Source organism: Spiribacter onubensis (assembly GCF_040838425.1).
Lineage (GTDB): Bacteria > Pseudomonadota > Gammaproteobacteria > Nitrococcales > Nitrococcaceae > Spiribacter > Spiribacter onubensis.
The window spans coordinates 391520-408729 of the sequence record NZ_JBAKFI010000002.1 but is presented as its reverse complement, the minus strand read 5'-3'; the positions used below and the strand labels follow the sequence as shown (position 1 = coordinate 408729).

Annotated in this window: 12 protein-coding genes; 6 read left to right on the top strand and 6 right to left on the bottom strand. The window is 66.2% G+C overall.

Annotation, left to right across the window (positions count from 1 at the left end; translation table 11 throughout):
- Positions 1 to 89: 89 nt before the first annotated feature.
- Positions 90 to 767, top strand: a complete 678-nt coding sequence (locus V6X63_RS05440; RefSeq protein ID WP_367978355.1) for an alpha/beta hydrolase — start codon at positions 90 to 92, stop codon at positions 765 to 767.
- A gap of 18 nt (positions 768 to 785) precedes the next feature.
- Here the strand turns inward: V6X63_RS05440 and argH are convergent, their stop codons facing one another.
- Positions 786 to 2180 (bottom strand): argininosuccinate lyase, encoded by a 1395-nt coding sequence (argH, locus tag V6X63_RS05435; RefSeq protein ID WP_367978354.1) that lies wholly within the window; start codon positions 2178 to 2180, stop codon positions 786 to 788.
- Positions 2181 to 2364: 184 nt separating this feature from the next.
- Between argH and V6X63_RS05430 the strand changes: the two genes are divergently transcribed.
- From V6X63_RS05430 to V6X63_RS05410, 5 genes are all read left to right on the top strand, one after another.
- Positions 2365 to 3102, top strand: a complete 738-nt coding sequence (locus V6X63_RS05430; protein WP_367967633.1) for a LytR/AlgR family response regulator transcription factor — start codon at positions 2365 to 2367, stop codon at positions 3100 to 3102.
- A 79-nt stretch (positions 3103 to 3181) separates the two neighbouring features.
- A complete protein-coding gene (gene hemC / locus V6X63_RS05425; RefSeq protein WP_367967872.1) occupies positions 3182 to 4105 on the top strand; it encodes a hydroxymethylbilane synthase in 924 nt (307 codons plus the stop codon).
- Positions 4102 to 4857 carry a uroporphyrinogen-III synthase gene (locus V6X63_RS05420; protein WP_367978353.1) on the top strand — a complete coding sequence of 252 codons (756 nt, stop codon included), beginning with the start codon at positions 4102 to 4104 and terminating at the stop codon, positions 4855 to 4857. The genes hemC and V6X63_RS05420 overlap by 4 nt, the downstream gene beginning before the upstream one ends.
- On the top strand, positions 4854 to 6074 hold the full coding sequence (locus V6X63_RS05415; RefSeq protein WP_367978352.1) for a uroporphyrinogen-III C-methyltransferase: 1221 nt from the start codon (positions 4854 to 4856) through the stop codon (positions 6072 to 6074). Before V6X63_RS05420 ends, V6X63_RS05415 begins: the two co-directional genes overlap by 4 nt.
- Positions 6071 to 7291 (top strand): heme biosynthesis HemY N-terminal domain-containing protein, encoded by a 1221-nt coding sequence (locus V6X63_RS05410; RefSeq protein ID WP_367978351.1) that lies wholly within the window; start codon positions 6071 to 6073, stop codon positions 7289 to 7291. Before V6X63_RS05415 ends, V6X63_RS05410 begins: the two co-directional genes overlap by 4 nt.
- Here the strand turns inward: V6X63_RS05410 and V6X63_RS05405 are convergent.
- The 5 genes from V6X63_RS05405 to V6X63_RS05385 are packed head-to-tail and all read right to left on the bottom strand — an operon-like array spanning position 7288 to position 17204.
- Positions 7288 to 8265, bottom strand: a complete 978-nt coding sequence (locus tag V6X63_RS05405) for a quinone oxidoreductase family protein (protein ID WP_367967629.1) — start codon at positions 8263 to 8265, stop codon at positions 7288 to 7290. The genes V6X63_RS05410 and V6X63_RS05405 overlap by 4 nt on opposite strands.
- Entirely contained in the window at positions 8258 to 10552 is a 2295-nt protein-coding gene (locus V6X63_RS05400) for an NADP-dependent malic enzyme (RefSeq protein ID WP_367967628.1), read from the bottom strand. Before V6X63_RS05400 ends, V6X63_RS05405 begins: the two co-directional genes overlap by 8 nt.
- A gap of 18 nt (positions 10553 to 10570) precedes the next feature.
- Positions 10571 to 11365: an alpha/beta fold hydrolase gene (locus V6X63_RS05395; RefSeq protein WP_367967627.1), complete on the bottom strand. Its 795-nt coding sequence runs from the start codon at positions 11363 to 11365 to the stop codon at positions 10571 to 10573.
- The gene (locus V6X63_RS05390; protein WP_367978350.1) at positions 11362 to 16194 is read right to left on the bottom strand and encodes an NAD-glutamate dehydrogenase; all 4833 of its coding nucleotides are present in this window, start codon (positions 16192 to 16194) and stop codon (positions 11362 to 11364) included. The genes V6X63_RS05395 and V6X63_RS05390 overlap by 4 nt, the downstream gene beginning before the upstream one ends.
- On the bottom strand, positions 16191 to 17204 hold the full coding sequence (locus tag V6X63_RS05385) for a 3-oxoacyl-ACP synthase III family protein (protein WP_367967625.1): 1014 nt from the start codon (positions 17202 to 17204) through the stop codon (positions 16191 to 16193). Before V6X63_RS05385 ends, V6X63_RS05390 begins: the two co-directional genes overlap by 4 nt.
- Positions 17205 to 17210: the final 6 nt, after the last annotated feature.

Below are 17210 nucleotides of genomic sequence, written 5' to 3'. Positions count from 1 at the left end.
ATGATCCGGACCCGGTGGTTTGAGTGGCGCGATAGTATAAAGCCGGTAGGCTGCGATTCCGAATACACACGACGCAGAGGGAGAGGAACATGGCGGATGAACTGCTCAAGACGGTCGAACTGGGGCCAGCGGACGCACGCCACAGCGTGATATGGCTGCACGGACTGGGTGCCAGCGGACACGATTTTGAACCGATCGTCCCCGAGCTGGGCCTGCCGGCAGACAGCGCAGTGCGGTTCATTTTCCCGCATGCCCCCGAGCAGCCCGTTACGCTGAACGGCGGTCTTTCGATGCCGGCCTGGTACGACATCTACGGACTGACGGCAGGGACGCCTGCCGATGAGCAGGGCCTCGATCGGGCCGCGGGCTGGATCGAGTCGCTGATCGACCACGAGGGCGAACGGGGTGTCCCGCCTGAACGCCTGGTCCTGGCGGGGTTCTCCCAGGGGGGCGCCCTGGCGCTGCATACGGGTCTGCGCTATGCCTCAGGGCTGGCCGGGATCATGGGCCTGTCCACCTATCTGCCGTTGCCTGATCACCTGGCGCAGGCTCGAGCGGCGGCCAACCGCGGTACGCCGGTCTTCCTCGCCCACGGCCATCATGATCCGGTCCTCTCCCACCAGTTGGGCGTCGCCTCGCGGGATGCCTTACTGGCCCTCGGGTATCCGGTCGACTGGCACGACTATCCCATGGAGCATCAGGTCTGCCGAGAGGAGATCGATGACATCGGCCGGTGGCTGCGCCGGGTTCTGGCGCTTTCGTCGTAGCGGTGCCCGCGTGGCGCCTCAGCCTGACGCGAGCCGCTGCCGCGCCGCTTCCACCTGGATGCGCACCTGGGCCGGCGCCGTACCCCCCACATGGTCTCGGGCAGCCAGCGATCCGTCCAGCGTCAGGACCTCGAAGACGTCTTCGCCGATGACCTCCGAAAACTGCTGCAGCTCGGCAAGCGACATGTCGGCCAGATCGCGTTCCTCGGCCACGCCGTAGGCGACTGCCTTGCCGACGATTTCGTGCGCGTCCCGAAAGGCGACGCCATGGCGGACCAGGTAATCGGCGAGGTCCGTCGCGGTGGCGAAGCCTTCACGGGCCGCGGCGCGGGTTCGCCCGCGGTTCACGCGCAAGGCGGGGACCATGTCGGCGAAGGCCCGCAGGCTGTCACGAAGCGCATCCGCGGCATCGAACAGCGGTTCCTTGTCTTCCTGGTTGTCACGATTGTAGGCGAGCGGCTGGCCCTTCATGAGGGTGAGCAGTGCCTGTAGCGCGCCATGAACCCGGGCGCTCTTGCCCCGGACCAGCTCGGCGACATCGGGGTTTTTCTTCTGCGGCATGATCGAGCTGCCGGTGCAGAAGCGATCGGGCAACTCGATGAAACCGGTCAGTGGCGATGCCCAGATCACCAGTTCCTCTGCCATCCGCGACAGGTGGGTCATGGTCAGTGCCGCCGCCGAGACGAATTCAATGGCGAAGTCCCGGTCAGAGACGGCATCCAGCGAGTTGCGGGTCGGTGCCTCGAAGCCGAGTTCGGCGCAGGTCTGGTGGCGGTCGATGGGGAAGGTCGTGCCTGCCAGGGCTGCTGATCCCAGCGGCATCTGGTTGAGTCGCTGTCGGGCGTCGGCAAACCTCGCCTGATCCCGAACCAGCATTTCATACCAGGCCAGCATGTGGTGTCCGAAACTGACAGGCTGCGCGACCTGCAGGTGGGTGAATCCGGGCATGACCGTGTCCGCCTCGCGCTCGGCGAGGTCCACGAGCCCGGTCTGGAACCGAAGCAGCAGGCCGATCGTCTCGTCGATCACGGTGCGCAGCCACAGCCGTACATCGGTGGCAATCTGGTCGTTGCGCGAGCGGCCGGTATGCAGCCGCTTGCCGGCTTCGCCGATTCGCTCGGTGAGCCGCGCCTCGATATTCATGTGGACGTCCTCAAGGGCGGGATCCCAGGGGAAGTCGCCGGCCTCGATCTCGGCGGCGATCGCATCCAGCCCCTCCATGATGGCGGCCGCGTCGGCCTGGGTGATGACGCCGCAGTCCGCCAGCATGCGCGCATGGGCTCTGGAGCCCTGGATATCCTCACGGTAGAGCCGTCGGTCATAGTGTTCGGAGGCACTGAAGGCGGCGACGAACGCGTCCGTTGCCTCGCTGAATCGACCGCTCCACATGCCCTTCGCGTCTGACTTGCTCATGCCCTTTCGTCCCCGTCAACTGAGCCATGCAGTATAGCAGCCGGCCGGCACTGAACGCCGGATGCGCGGTTCTGTGAACCGGTTGGCGGCATCCCTCCGAGAGCTCGAGCAAGCTTGATCAAGCCGTCCGTCATCCTGTCGGGCGGCGTTTCAAGCCACCAACGCTTTCGGGAGGATGTCATTGATGAAGATCGTCATTGCCTGCGAACAGTCATCATTGCGGCAGCGGCTCGCCCGTCTGGTCGCCTCCACACCCGGCTGCGCAGTGAGCGCCGTGCTCGAGGACCCGGGTGAGGTAACGGATGCCCATCGTCATGACCCGGTCGACGTTGTCGTGCTCGGGATTCGACAGGAAGCCGACCTGCGCGTCGCCGTGGCGCTGGCCAATGAGCGCCCGGCGCCGGCCGTGCTGCTGGCCAGTTCCTTGACCGATCCCATGCTGCCCCGGCTCCAGCAGAGCGGCGTCGAATACGTTCTGGAACATGTCCAGCCGGCACGGCTCAGCTCGGCCATCCAGCGTGCCCGGCCGCTCAGTGCCGAGCAGATCGCCCGAATCCAGGCGCCCGGCTCCGGTGGTGAAAGACGGCATATCCTCTGTCGCCGACGCAATGGGCTGAGCCTGATCCCGGTGGATGGAGTGCGCTGTTTCGTAGCTGACCAGAAATACGTCACGGTTCAGCATGATGGGGGCGAGGATCTCATCGAGGATTCGCTGTGCCGGCTGGAGGCGGAATTCGGCCCGCGCTTCCTGCGCGTCCATCGCAGTGCCCTGATCGCCCGCGATGCCCTGCGCGGGCTGGAGAAGGATCTGGACGGACGTACACAGGCGCTCGTCGACGGCAGTGAAGAGCGCCTGCCAGTCAGTCGGCGGCGCCTGCCGCAGGTCAGACGATGGCTGAAGTCCGCGGCTGGTCCGGGCTGACGGTTTGCCTGATGACGATCTGGCGGTATGGTTGCGGCTGACCGATTCCGGCCGCCGCGGCCGCCGCTGGGCCTTTTTTATGTCCGTAGACCATCTTCGTATCGCCACCCGCCGCAGTCCGCTTGCCGTCTGGCAGGCCGAACATGTCGCCGACCGTCTCCGAGCCCGGTATCCGGGGCTCGGCGTCGAACTGGTGCGCCTGTCCACCCGCGGCGACGAGATCACCGACCGGCCCCTGATGGCTGTTGGTGGCAAGGCGCTTTTCGTCAAGGCGCTTGAGGAGGGCATGCTGGCCGGCAGGGCGGATATCGCCGTGCATTCCATGAAGGATGTTCCCGCGGTGGTGCCGGAGGCCTTCCGGTTGCCCGTCATCCTCGATCGCGAAGACCCCTGCGATGCCCTGATCTCCCGCCATTACGGCGACATCACGGAGCTTCCCGCGGGCGCCCGCGTGGGTACGGCCAGCCTGCGACGTGAGTGCCAGATCCGGGCGCGGCGTCCGGATCTGGTCGTCGAGTCACTGCGGGGGAACGTCCAGACCAGACTTTCTAAGCTGGACGCCGGTGAGTTCGATGTCATCGTGCTGGCGGCATCCGGTTTGCGGCGACTGGGGATGGTCGACCAGATCACCCGGGTGATGCCGCCGGAAGAGAGCCTGCCCGCGGTGGGTCAGGGTGCGCTCGGGATTGAGTGTCGCGCCGACGATCCGGAGGTCGAGGCCTTGATTGCGGGTCTCGATGACCCTGATACGCATGACCGGGTTGCCGCCGAGCGTGCGGTCAACGCCAGGCTCGATGGCAGTTGCCATGTGCCGCTCGCGGCCTATGCCGTGCTTGAGGGGGACGGCCTCTGGTTGCGGGCACTGGTCGCCAGCCGGGACGGCCGGCGGGTGCTGCGCGCGGAAGGCCGGGCGCCCCGGACAGAGGGCGTCGAACTGGGTGGCGCCGTCGCCGAGGATCTGCTCTCGCAGGGCGCCGCGGAAATACTGGCCGAGGTCCATTGAGCGCCCCCCTCGGTGGACGGCGCGTCCTGGTAACCCGGCCGGCGGGCCAGGCCGATGGACTGATCCGGCGGCTCGAAGCGGCCGGGGCGACGGTGTTACACCGTCCGACACTCGCGATCGCCCCCTGTGATCCCGAATCCATGATCGACGGACAGTGCCCTGACTGGCTTGTCTTTACCAGTCCCAATGCCGTGCACCACGGACTGGTCCATCTACCACCGGCGCACTGCCGTTCGACAAGTCTGGCTGCGGTGGGGCCTGGCACCGCGGCCAGCCTGCGCGATGCGGGACGACCGGTGACCGTGGCCCCGGCCGCCGGGGGAGGCGCGGACGCATTGCTCGCGGAGCCGGCGTTCGATCCCGGCCCGGGTGAGACCGTCGTGATCGTTCGTGGCCGGGGCGGACGCCGGCGTCTTCAGTCCGCCCTCCTGATGCAGGATGTGGATCTCCGCGAGATGGTGGTCTACGAGCGCATCAAGCCCGCCGATACCCTGGCGGTTCCCCGGGAGTGGCAGGCCAGGCGGCTCGACTGCACAATCGTGACCAGCCGGACGGGGCTCGAGCATTTGCTCGGCATGGCGGAACCAGGCGCGATAGAGTGGGTAAGGCAGGGACGGCTGGTCACGGTAAGCGATCGTATCGCACAGGCCGCGACAGCCGCCGGATTTGATCGGCCGCTGGTGGCCGATGGGGCGGACGATGAGGCCATCACCCGCGCCGTCTGCGCAGCGCTGCAGAGAGAAAACCAATGACTGAAAAGGACAAGGATTCCGAGGAACCGACGACGGGCAACGGCCCGCTCAGCGAAGACACCGAGGGACAGCGGTCGGCTGACGATTCGCGGCCCGTCTCCGCGTCGGCGGACGACGGCGCCGGCGGCAATGGCGGGGATGTCGGGGAGAGGGCCGAGCCGGCCCCGACGCCTTCTCCCAAGGGCCGGTCCGCGGGTCGCGGCGCCCTGGTGATTGCGGTATTCGTTGCCTTGCTGGCTGCTGCCGGCGGTGGCTATCTGTACCTCCAGGTGCAGTCACTGGCCGACGCCCAGTCAGGTTTTGCCGAACGCAGCGAACTGCAGGCACTGGCCGATGAGCAGCAGAGCGATCTCGGTGAACTCAATGGACGGATCACCAACCTGAATGAGGCCCTGGAATCTCGCCTGCAATCGCTCGCGCGACTCGAGAATCGCATGGCGGATCAGGTGTCCGCCCGCAAGGAGCTGGCCGATCGGGTCGATCAGCTCTATCGGCGCATGCAGTCGGAAACCGATGACTGGCGAGTGGCCGAGGCGAGTTATCTGGCCCGGATGGCCTTACACCGGGTCCGTTTCAATGGCGACATCGCCGGTGCGCTCGAGGCGCTTGAGTCGGCCGATATTCTGCTGTCAGGCCTGGGGGGGATGGGCATTGATCGCCGCGAGGCCATTGGTGAGGCCGTGGACCGTCTACTCGCGGTGGACCGGGTGGACATGGTCGCCATCAACCGCGGCCTGGATCGTGTCGCCGATCAACTCGATGATCTTCCCCTGGCTGCCGGTGTCACCGAATTCGAACAGGATGCCGCGGATAGCGCCGGAAGTGGCGCGGAGACATCGGCCGACGGCGGCTGGCAGAGCCGCCTCGAGCGGGCTCGTGAACGCCTGCTCGAAGGCCTGGGCGGACTGGTCACGGTGAGCCGCGACCGCCAGGTGGAACCCCTGCCGGAACCCGAGTCGCGCTTCCTTCTCCAGCAGAATCTGCTGCTGCAGATTGAATCGGCACGGCTGGCGGCCCTGCGTGGGGAGCCGGCAACCTACCGCGACGCGCTGCAGCGCGTTGATGACTGGGTTGCTGCCTATTTCGACTCCGCTTCGCCGATGGTCTCGGCGGTTCGGGAGCGACTGGACGGGCTCATGCAGGAGCCCGTGAAAGTCGAGACCCCCGATATCGCGGGTGTCCTGTCGCCGGTTCTCGACGGGAGCAGTGAGCCATGATGGGCCGGCTGTTAATGCTGGTCGTGCTGCTGCTGGCGAGCGTTACGGCGGCGCTGTGGTTTGCCAACCAGGGCGGTTTCCTGATGCTCCGCGTCGGCGATGTAACCGTGCAGACGAGCCTGTTCGTGGCGGTCGTCGCATTCATCGCGGCCTGGGTGGTTGTCACTTTGCTCTATGGGCTGGCGCGGCGCCTTCTGCTGGCGCCGGGGCGAATCCGCGTGCGCTGGGCGAGTCGGCGCACGCACAAGGCACAGCGCGAGCTGGTGGACGGGCTCATCGAACTGGCCGAGGGCCGTTATGCCGAAGCCGAGCGCCATCTGGAGGGCACCAGCCGGGCGGCCGTCCAGCCGCTCATGCATCATCTGCTGGCGGCCATCGCCGCGCAACGACGGGGTGAGTGGCAACGGCGGGATGACCTTCTCGCAGCGGCGGATGCCGCCAACCCCCGGGCACGGGTCGCGGTGGGGCTGCTCCAGGCGCAGCTGCAGGCGGAGGCCGAACAGTGGGAACAGGCCCTGGCCACGCTGGGTTGGCTGAGGGAGAAGGCGCCACGCAACCATCGCGTTCTCATGTTGCTGGCGAGGGCCATGCAGGCGGTGGACGACCATGCCGGGCTCGCGGATCTCCTGCCTGATCTGCGCCGGGAAAAGGCGTTGCCCGAGCAGGAGCTCGCCGATATCGAGTACCGCGCGATGGGGCAGCGGTTCGACGAGCTTGGCGTGGAGGCCAATGCCGACAGTCTGGGCCGTATCTGGAAGTCTCTGCCCAAGGTGCGCCGGCGTGATCCGGCGCTGCAGGCCCGCTATGCACGTGCGCTGATCGATGCGGATTGCCCGGCGACCGCCGAGCAGCAGCTGCGTCGCTGGTTACGCCAGCACTGGGCGCCGGAGCTGGTCGAGGTTTATGGCGAACTGCCGGTCGATCCCCCACAGCGGGTCTACGACCGGATCACCGGGTGGTTACGGGAGCGGCCGGAGGACCCGGCACTGCTGTACGCCGCCGCGCGCCAGGCCGCCCGCTGCGAGCTGTGGGGACAGGCCCGGGGTTATCTGGAGGCGGCCGTCGAACGCAGCAACAACCCGGCGATGGCCCGCATGCTGGCCGAACTCTATGAAAGGCTTGGCGAAGAGGAGCAGGCCCGCCGCACTTACCGCCAGGCCCTGGGACTCGACCCGCTGGGCAATAGCCTGCCGCGGATCGAGTCCGCCGGTCACTAGACCGTGAGAATGGTCGAACCGGTACTCTGCCGCGATTCCAGCCGCTGGTGGGCGGTGGCCGCATCGGCGAGGGGCAGCCGCTGACCGATCCGCACGGTCAGCCTGCCCTGGCCGATCACCTCGAAAACGGCGGCAGCGGCTGTTTGCAGCTCGTTCGCCGTGGCGATGTAGTCGAACAGCGACGGGCGGGTCAGGAAGAGCGAACCGCCGGCTGCCAGCTGACCCACCTCGATGGCGGGTGGTTTCCCCGAGGACTGTCCGAAGCTTACCAGCATGCCACGTCGGGCCAGACAGGCAAGCGAGACCATCAGCGTATCGGCGCCGACGGAGTCATAGGCGACGTGCACACCGTCGCCCCCGGTCAGTGCCCTTACCCGTTCCAGGACGTCCTCCTCGCGGTAGAGCACGGGATGGTGACAGCCATTGGCTTTTGCCAGCTCGGCCTTCCCAGGGCTGCCCACGGTTCCGATCACCGTGGCGCCCAGATGGCTGGCCCACTGGCAGAGCAGCAGCCCGACACCCCCCGCCGCTGCATGGATCAGTACCCGGTCGCCCGGTCGCACGGCATGTACCTGTTGCAGAAGGACATGGGCGGTCATGCCCTTGAGCATGACGGCTGCGGCCTGTTCGTTGCTGATCGACTCCGGCAGCGGCACCAGCCGGTCCGCCGGCATTACCCGCTCGGCGGCATAGGCACCCAGTGGTCCGCCGGCATAGGCCACCCGCTGGCCCGGCCGGAGCGTTGTGACGCCCTCGCCGGCGGCAATGATCTCACCTGCGCCCTCCAGGCCGGGCGTGAAGGGTAGATTGCCGGCCGGGTAAAGCCCGGTGCGGAAGTAGACGTCGATGTAATTCACGCCGATGTGCGTCTGACGCACGAGAACCTCGCCGGGTCCCGGTGCGGGGACCTCGATCGACTCGTACCGCAGCTGCTCGGGACCGCCGACTTCGTGGACACGGATGGCTTCAGTCATCTTTCTCCTCCGGTTTTCCGGCGGCCATGGCGGCCTCGACGCCGGCAAGCGCCGTCAGATTGACGACACCGCGGACAGTGACCGATGGCGTGAGGATATGCGCGGGCTTTGACATGCCGAGAACGATCGGCCCGATGGAAACCGCATCGGTCACCGTCTTCAGCAGGTTGAAGGCGATATTGGCGGCATCCAGTGTGGGCATGATCAACAGGTTGGCTTCGCCGTCCAGTCGCGAGTTGGGGAAGATCCGACGGCGGATCTCTTCGTTGAGTGCGGCGTCGCCGTGCATTTCGCCCTCGACCTCAAGCGCCGGGTCGCGATCCTCGATCAACTGCAGGGCCTCGCGCATCTTGATCGCTTCCGGCGCTTCCGAGGTGCCGAAGTTGCTGTGCGAGAGCAGGGCCACCTTGGGAACCATGCCGAAGCGCCGGATCTCATCGGCCGCCAGCACCGTCATCTCGGCGAGCTGATGGGCCGAGGGGTTCTGGTTGACGTAGGTATCACAGAGGAAAAGCGTGCCCTTGGGTGTGATGATGGCGTTCATGGCCGCCAGATTGCGGACGCCGGTGCGCCGGCCCAGGACCTCGTTCACGTAATCGAGCTGACGATGGTATTTCCCCACGGCGCCCGAGAGCATGGCATCGGCCTCGCCGCGGCGGACCATGAGGGCCGCGATCACCGTGTTGCGGGTGCGCACGATCTGCCTCGCCCGGTCCGGTGTGATACCGCGGCGCTCCATCAGTGAGTGGTAGAGGCGCCAGTATTCCTTGAAGCGAGGGTCGTCCTCGGGGTCGACGAGCTCGAAATCAGTGTCGATGCCGAGTCGCAGGCCAAGACGCTCAATGCGCATCTTCACCACGCGGCGGCGGCCAATAATGATCGGACGGGCCAGCCCGTCGTCCACCACCAGCTGGACGGCCTGGAGGATGCGCTCGTCCTCGCCATCGCCGTAGACCACGCGCTGCGGGTTCTGGGTGGCCCGTTCGAAGATCGGTTTCATCAGCAGGCCCGACTGGAACACATAGGTCGACAGCCGCCGCCGATAGGCGGCGAAGTCATCGATCGGGCGAGTGGCGACGCCGCTTTCCATGGCCGAGCGGGCAACCTCGGGGGCGATACGGGTGATCAGCCGGGGATCGAAGGGTTTGGGAATCAGGTACTCGGGTCCGAAGGACAGTGGCTTGCCACCGTAGGCCGCGCGGACCACGTCGGATGACTCCATCGTGGCCAGATCGGCGATGGCCCGTACGCAGGCCTTTTTCATCTCATCGTTGATGGTGGTGGCACCGACGTCCAGCGCCCCGCGGAAGATGAACGGGAAACAGAGGACGTTGTTGACCTGATTGGGATAATCCGAACGGCCGGTGGAGATGATCGCGTCCGGACGGGCCTCCAGCGCATCCTCGGGCCAGATTTCCGGCGTCGGATTGGCCAGCGCCATGATCAGCGGTTTATCGGCCATGCGCTTGACCATCTCGGGCGAGAGAACTCCGGGTGCCGAGAGCCCGAGGAAGATATCCGCATCCTCGATGGCCTCGCCCAGCGTCCGCGCCGGTGATTCGGTCGCGTAGATGCCCTTGCGGTCATCCATGTACTCGGTGCGGCCCTTGTAGATGACCCCCTGGCGATCGGTGGCGATCACGTTTTCCGGACGCAGCCCCATGGAGACCAGCAGGTCGAGGCAGGCAACGGCCGATGCGCCGGCGCCGGAGGTCACCAGCTTGACCTCTTCGAAGCGCTTGTCGACCAGTCGCAGTCCATTGTAGATCGCCGCCGCCGCGGTAATGGCCGTGCCATGCTGATCGTCGTGGAATACGGGGATGTTCATCCGTTCGCGGAGCTTTTCTTCCACCTCGAAGCACTCCGGTGCCTTGATGTCCTCGAGGTTGATCCCGCCGAACGTCGGCTCGAGTCGCGCGATGGTCTCCACCAGCTGATCGGCGCCCGTTTCGGCGATCTCGATGTCGAAGACATCAATGCCGGCGAATTTCTTGAAGAGCACCCCCTTGCCCTCCATGACCGGTTTTGATGCCAGTGGCCCGATGGCGCCAAGCCCGAGTACCGCGCTGCCGTTGGTGATCACCCCGACCAGATTGCCCCGGGCGGTCATCGTCGCCGCTTCGCGTTCATCCTCGACGATGGCCTCGCAGGCGGCCGCGACGCCCGGACTGTAGGCCAGGGCGAGGTCACGCTGATTGGCGAGCGGCTTGGTGGGCGCGACCTCTATTTTCCCCGGTGTGGGGTAGCGGTGGTAATCGAGTGCGTTCTGTCTGAAGTCCTCGGCCATGGTTCTTCCTCGGGGTGCTCACGGGTTGTTGTTATCGCTCAAGAAGGTGTGCAGATCGGTACTGAATCGCTTGGGGTCCTCGGCATGGACCCAGTGCCCGACGCCCGCATAGGACATGATCATGGCGTCGGGGAAGTGCTTCGCAATGGCGGCACGGCCGCGGTCATCGACATAGCCCGAGACCCCGCCGTGGATGAACTCGACGGGTGCATCCCTGAATGTGCCGAGTCCGGTGGGCCATCCCTGGATGACCGGCAGCTGGTCGGCAAGGATGTCCAGCGGAATACGCCACCGCCACTGTTCGCCCTGACGCTGGAGGTTGGTGAGCAGGAACTGCCGTACGGCCGCATGCGGAATGGATTCGGCCAGAGCTGAATCAACATCCTCGCGGCGGCGCAGCATGCCCGGGTCCAACTCGCGCATGGCCCGGATGATGCGGCCATGCTCGGCGGAGTGGTCGTATGCCATCGGGGCGATGTCCACCACCATCAGACGCTCGACCCGCTGGGGAGCGGTCAGCGTCAGTGCCATGGCCACCTTGCCTCCCATGCTGTGTCCGACCAGGCTGGCCCGGTCAATGCCTTCCCGGTCGAGCAGGGCCAGCACATCGGCCGCCATCCGCCGATAGTCCATATCCGGATGGCTCGGTGAGCGGCCGTGGTTTCTCAGGTCGGGCAGCAGGGTTCGGTGGCCTGCCTCGAACTGACGGGCGATACCCCGCCAGTTGTTTCCCGAGCCGTAGAGGCCATGCAGCATGACCAGCGCCGGCCCGGCCCCCGCAGACTGGCAGGCGAGTTCGACGGTCTCGCTCATGAATGCTGCTCCTGCGGATTGGCGGCGACATGGCGGAGTTCCTGCATCGCGACACCGAGCATGGCCGAGTCGGCCTGTGCGGTGCCCGTGACCTGTTCGATGGTCTCTCGCAGGTAGTCGATACGATTGCCCCGGGTGGTCAGCCACTCCGCCACCCGGCTATCGGCGTCAGTCGGCGCCGTGCTGCAGAGGATGGCTTCGGTCAGCCGACGATGTTCGCGGTGCAGCGACTCCATCAGGCCGATGCGGTACCTTGCTTCCCAATCGCTGTCGGGACTGAAGCCGGCGATGGCCTCGTTCAGGTCGCCCAGGCCAAGCTGATCCGCGGCCCGGAAATGGATACGCGCCGTCTCCGTCAGATCGGCACCCGCCACTCCGGCGGCGGCACTGATGTCCAACGCCGGGTAGAGCCGCGGCAGACGGCTCATGCGATCGGCCAGTCCGGCGGGAATGCCGGCATCCAGGTGCCGCTGGCGATCGCGCGCCAGACGCTCCAGCGCAGGCTCGGGAAGGAGCGCCGGCAGGGCGTCGTCGAGGTTCCGGATCGCGGTGTGCATGCGGTCGATGGCAATACCGGTGCTGCTGATGGCCGGCTGATGGCGCAGCAGCCACCGGGTGGCGCGTTCCTGCAGGTCACAGATGCGGTGGAGGAGGCGCTGTTGCCCGGCCGTGGCCACCTGGTTGTCGAGGCCGTCGATTTCCCGCCACAGGCTGCGCAGGTCGTAGATGTCGCGGGCGGCAAGGTAGGCCCGGACCGCCTCGGGTAGATCGGCCCCGGTTGCCTCTGTCACCCGCATGAGGAACGTGGCGCCCATGCGGTTCAGGACGTGATTGGCGAGATTGGTGGCGATGATCTCGCGACGCAGTGGATGCCGGTCGATACGTGCGGAGAAGCGCTCTCGCAGAGGCTTCGGGAAGTAATCCAGCAGTTCGTCGAGGTTTTCCTCCCCCTCCACCAGCGGCGAATCGAGAAGCTGTTCGAAGCTGCGGATTTTACTGTAGGCGAGCAGGATGGCCAGTTCGGGTCGTGTCAGACCGCGGCCCTGCTGCTCTCGCTCGGCGAGCATCTCGTCGTCGGGCAGCTGCTCCACCGCTCGATCGAGCCGCCCCTCGCGCTCCAGCAGCCGCATGCAGCGGCCCTGTTCGGGCAGTCTGCCCGGGGCCCGGTCATGCATCAGGCTCAATGCCTGAGTCTGGCGGTAATTGTTGGCCAGGACATGCGTGGCGACGGCATCGGTCATTTCCTCGAGCAGGGCGTTGCGCTGCTTCATGGTGAGATCGCCATCATCGACCACGCCGTTCATCAGGACCTTGATGTTGACCTCATGGTCTGAGCAGTCCACGCCACCGGAGTTGTCGATGGCGTCGTTGTTGATGCGTCCGCCCGCCAGAGCGAAAACGACTCTCCCCAGCGGCGTGACGCCGAGGTTGCCGCCCTCGCCGATGACCCGGCAGCGCAGGTCTTCGGCATCGACCCGCAACGCGTCGTTACCCTTGTCGCCCACCTCGGCATGGCTCTCCGAGGCGGCCTTGATGTAGGTCCCGATGCCGCCGTTCCAGAGCAGGTCCACCGGGGCCCGCAGGATCGCGGAGATGAGTTCGTTGGGCGTCAGTTTCTTGGCGTCAATGCCCAGTGCCCGCCGTGCCGGTGCTGACAGACGGATGGATTTGGCGCTGCGGGGCCAGATGCCCCCGCCCTCGGAGAGCAGGGATTCGTCATAGTCGGCCCAGCTCGAACGCGACAGGGCGAACAGTCGCTCACGTTCGGCGTAGCTGCTTGCCGGATCGGGATCAGGGTCGATGAATATGTGCCGGTGATCGAAGGCCGCGATCAGTCGGGTGGTTTCTGACTGGAGCATGCCATTGCCGAATACGTCGCCGGACATGTCACCAATACCGATGACACTGAACGGCTCGAACTGGATATTGCGGCCCAGTTCCCGGAAATGCCGCTGCACTGCAACCCACGCGCCCCGTGCCGTGATGCCCATCTTCTTGTGGTCATAGCCGGTAGAGCCGCCGGAGGCAAAGGCATCATGGAGCCAGAAGTCGTACTCTTCGGCGATCGCATTGGCTTCATCGGAGAAGCTGGCCGTTCCCTTGTCCGCCGCCACCACCAGATAGGGATCGTCGTCGTCATGCCGGATCACCGCCGCTGGTGGCGCCACCCGGCCGTCGACGATGTTGTCGGTGACATCCAGCAGGCCGCGGATGAACAGCCGGTAACAGGCGAGCACCTCCCTCTGTCGGGCACTGCGCTCCCGCGGGAGCTGCTTGCAGACAAAGCCTCCCTTTGCTCCGACCGGAACGATCAGGGCGTTCTTCACCATCTGCGCCTTCATCAGTCCGAGGATTTCGGTGCGATAGTCCTCGGGACGCTCCGACCAGCGCAGCCCGCCCCGGGCCACCTTGCCTCCGCGCAGGTGGACGCCTTCGACGCGGGGGGAAGTGATGAAGATCTCGAAGGCGGGGACCGGCTTCGGGACGCCCGGAATCGTCTCGGGGCGGAGCTTGAAGGCCAGGTTGTCGCGATACTGACCCTGCTCGTCCATGCGGAAGAAATTGGTTCTGACGGTGGCCAGTATCGCCGCGAGCATACGCCGGAGAATGCGGTCCTCGTCGAGACTGGCGACGGACTCGAGCCGTTCATCGATATCCCCGGCCAGGCGTTCCGCCTGATCTGCGTCAGCGGTATCGGGAGCGAAGCGTGCATGGAAGAGCCGGACAAGCCGAGCGGCCAGCCCCGGGTGGGCAGCGAGCGTGGCTTCCACATAGGGCTGGCTGTAAGCGGTACCCGCCTGCCGCAGATACTGCGCGTAGGCCCGGAGGATGACGATATCCCGCCAGCTCAGCCCGGCCAGCAGGATCAGGCGATTGAAGCCGTCGTCATCGGCCTGATGACGCCAGATCGCCGCGAATCCGTTCTGGAAGGCGTCCCGCAGCATCCCCGTGTCGAGTTCAAGGGCGGGATCATGGCTCAGCCCGAAGTCATGGATCCAGCATCGCTCCGTCTGCAGCGGACGGATGCCGTATGGACGTTCGTCGATGACACGGACGCCCATATGCTCAAGGACCGGCAGTACGTCGGACAGGCTGATGGGTTCGCCGGCATGGTAGAGCTTGAGGCGCAGGACGCCGGGGCGGGCCTCGAGGGGGCGATAGAGGCTGATCACCAGGCCCTCATTGTCGCCCAGGGTCTCGAGACGCTCGATATCCTGTGCCGCGGTTCGCGCGCCGGTATCCTCGCGGTAGGCGGCGCTGAACGCCTCGCCGTAGCGATGATGCAGCCGGGTACCCCGCGCCTCGCCGCAGTGGTCCAGCAGGGCCTGCGCCAGATCGTCTGACCATGATCGGGTCGTAGCCGCCAGTTGCGCCTCCAGGGCGTCAGCGTCGACATCGCGGGCGGTGGCGCTACCGAAATGGATGATGAAGTGGATGCGCGCCAGAACGGCTTCCGACAGCTGGACGGTGAACTCCGAATGCGCGCCATCGAACGCGTCCATGAGGATTTTCTGCATGCGCTGACGCACCGCCGTGTCATAGCGGTCGCGCGGCGCGTAGACCAGGCAGGAGACGAAACGCCCGAAACGGTCGTGACGCAGGAAGAGTCTGACACGCTGGCGTTCCTGGAGCTGAAGAATGCCGCGGGCCGTCTCGTAGAGCTTGTCGACGCTGATCTGGAAGAGCTCGTCCCTCGGATAGGTCTCAAGAATGTGCACCAGCGCCTTGCCGGCATGGCTGTTGTTCCTCAGGCCCGCGCGGTCGAGCACCGCGTCCAGCTTGCGCCGCAGCAGCGGGATATGGCGGGGGTTGCGGCTATAGGCCGAAGAGGTATAGAGCCCTAGAAAGCGGTGTTCCCCGATCACCTCTCCACGGGCGTTGAAACGCTTGATGCCGATGGTGTCCATGTAGCCATGGCGGTGCACGGTGGCGCGATGGCTCGATTTGGTGAGGATAAGCGGATCGGGATCCGTCGCCTGCTCGCGAAGCGCCTGCGGCAGGGCCTCGAAACTCTGCGACAACCGCCCGGCATCATGGCCATCGCGCAGGAGGCCGAGCCCGGAGCCGCGGACGGCGCGGAGCTGCACGGCGTCATGCGCTCTGCGCAGGTCGTAGCGACGATAGCCAAGAAACGTGAAGTGATCGTCGAGGATCCAGGCGAGGAAGTCGTCCACCTCCTCCAGGTAGTCATCGTCGCTGTCCGGGGCGCGGCGCCTGAGTGCCGCCCGGGCGCGCTGTGCCTGCTGGCGCATGGCCTGCCAGTCGCCTACCGCCACCTGGACATCCTCGAGGGCGGAGCGGATCGCCTCCTCCAGTGCCTGCAGCTGCTGACGCTCCGCCTGGCGGTCGACCTCGATGTGGATCCACGCCTCCGGTTCGCCGTCGCTCACCGGACTCTCACCCACCGAGGTCACCCATCCCTCGGCATCGCGGGCAACTTCCAGTACGGGATGCACGATCAGGTGGATCATGAGGCCCTGTTCGTTGATGGCCATGGACAGCGAGTCCACCAGGAACGGTCGATCGTCGGTGACGATCTGGATCACCGTATGGGTGGATTCCCAGCCGTTCTGTTCGGGATCGGGGTTGTAGATGGCAAGCGCGGTATGGCCAGGCTGCCGATCGGCACCGAGACGCCAGTGTGACATGGCCGCCCCATAAAGCATTGGGATGCCGCGATGGGTCAGATCCTCCGTGGCCATGCCGCCGTGGTAGTGATGCAGGAAGTCCTCGATCAGGGCGCGGTCAGTGTCATCCCAGCGGCGGGCGGCATGGGCGACAAGCCCGTCCAGCTGCTGTCGGCGAATGGTCGCGGTATCATCCGTCATGCGGGCAGATTCTCCTCCAGTCTCAGGGCCACGCCTGCCATGTTGTAGCCCACGCCCGAGCCAAGCAGGGTGACCAGATCGCCTGAGCCAACCAGCCCATGCTCGATCGCATGGTCCAGTGCAATTGGAACACAGGCGGAGCCTGTATACCCGTACCGATCCATCAGTTTGGGCGCTCGATCGCGGGCCAGGTTCACCCGATCGCATACCTTGTCGATACTCGCCGCATTGACCTGGGTAAAGACCGCCAGGTCCACCGCGTCCATGGTAAACCCGCCCTGCGCGGCCAGTCGGCCCATGAGCCGGGGCCATCCCTCCTCGTTGATCTCCGGCGGGTAGCGCTCGTTGAGCCGAACCCGGGTGCGGCCGGCCTCCACCGCCGCATGACTGGCCGGTTCCGCCGTCCCGCCGGCAGCGATGCTCCAGTGGCGGGCGTAGCGGCCGTCGGCCAGAAAGGCGCTGGCCAGCAGTCCAGGCCCCTGGGTAGGCTCGACAATCGCGGCCCCCGCGCCGTCCCCGTAGAAGAAGCTCATCGGGTCATCCGGGTCGGCGAGCCGGTGCATCAGGTAGGCGCCGATCACCAGCACCCGCCGGATATCCGGATTGACGGTCACCAGTCCGACCGCTGTGGCGAGTGCCGTGGGGAAGGAGGCACAGGCGCAGCCGATATCGAAAGTCCCGGCATTGGACGCACCGAGCTTGGCCTGGACGATGACGCTGGTGGCCGGGGTGAGCTGATCGGGTGTGTCGGTACCGAGGATGATCAGGTCAAGGTCGGCGGGCTGGCATGCTGCGCGCGCCATGGCCTGGCGGGCAGCCTCCGCCGCCAGATCGGAAGTCGCCTGGCCGGCGTCGGCGTGGTAACGCTGGCGGATGCCCGAGCGCGCCTCAAAGCCATCGATGATCTCTGCACGGCCGGAGGGGGCGAACTTCGACCGCAGCTCGTCGTTGGTCACCAGGCGCTCCGGCAGGTAGCGCCCCGTGGCAACGACGGTGGCGGTCCGATTCATGAGCGG

Coding starts and splice junctions, on each gene's coding strand:
- V6X63_RS05430 (WP_367967633.1), top strand. CDS start 2,365: ATGAAGATCGTCATTGCCTGCGAACAGTCATCATTGCGGCAGCGGCTC.
- V6X63_RS05400 (WP_367967628.1), bottom strand. CDS start 10,552: ATGGCCGAGGACTTCAGACAGAACGCACTCGATTACCACCGCTACCCC.
- V6X63_RS05415 (WP_367978352.1), top strand. CDS start 4,854: ATGACTGAAAAGGACAAGGATTCCGAGGAACCGACGACGGGCAACGGC.
- hemC (WP_367967872.1), top strand. CDS start 3,182: ATGTCCGTAGACCATCTTCGTATCGCCACCCGCCGCAGTCCGCTTGCC.
- V6X63_RS05390 (WP_367978350.1), bottom strand. CDS start 16,194: ATGACGGATGATACCGCGACCATTCGCCGACAGCAGCTGGACGGGCTT.
- argH (WP_367978354.1), bottom strand. CDS start 2,180: ATGAGCAAGTCAGACGCGAAGGGCATGTGGAGCGGTCGATTCAGCGAG.
- V6X63_RS05405 (WP_367967629.1), bottom strand. CDS start 8,265: ATGACTGAAGCCATCCGTGTCCACGAAGTCGGCGGTCCCGAGCAGCTG.
- V6X63_RS05395 (WP_367967627.1), bottom strand. CDS start 11,365: ATGAGCGAGACCGTCGAACTCGCCTGCCAGTCTGCGGGGGCCGGGCCG.
- V6X63_RS05440 (WP_367978355.1), top strand. CDS start 90: ATGGCGGATGAACTGCTCAAGACGGTCGAACTGGGGCCAGCGGACGCA.
- V6X63_RS05385 (WP_367967625.1), bottom strand. CDS start 17,204: ATGAATCGGACCGCCACCGTCGTTGCCACGGGGCGCTACCTGCCGGAG.
- V6X63_RS05410 (WP_367978351.1), top strand. CDS start 6,071: ATGATGGGCCGGCTGTTAATGCTGGTCGTGCTGCTGCTGGCGAGCGTT.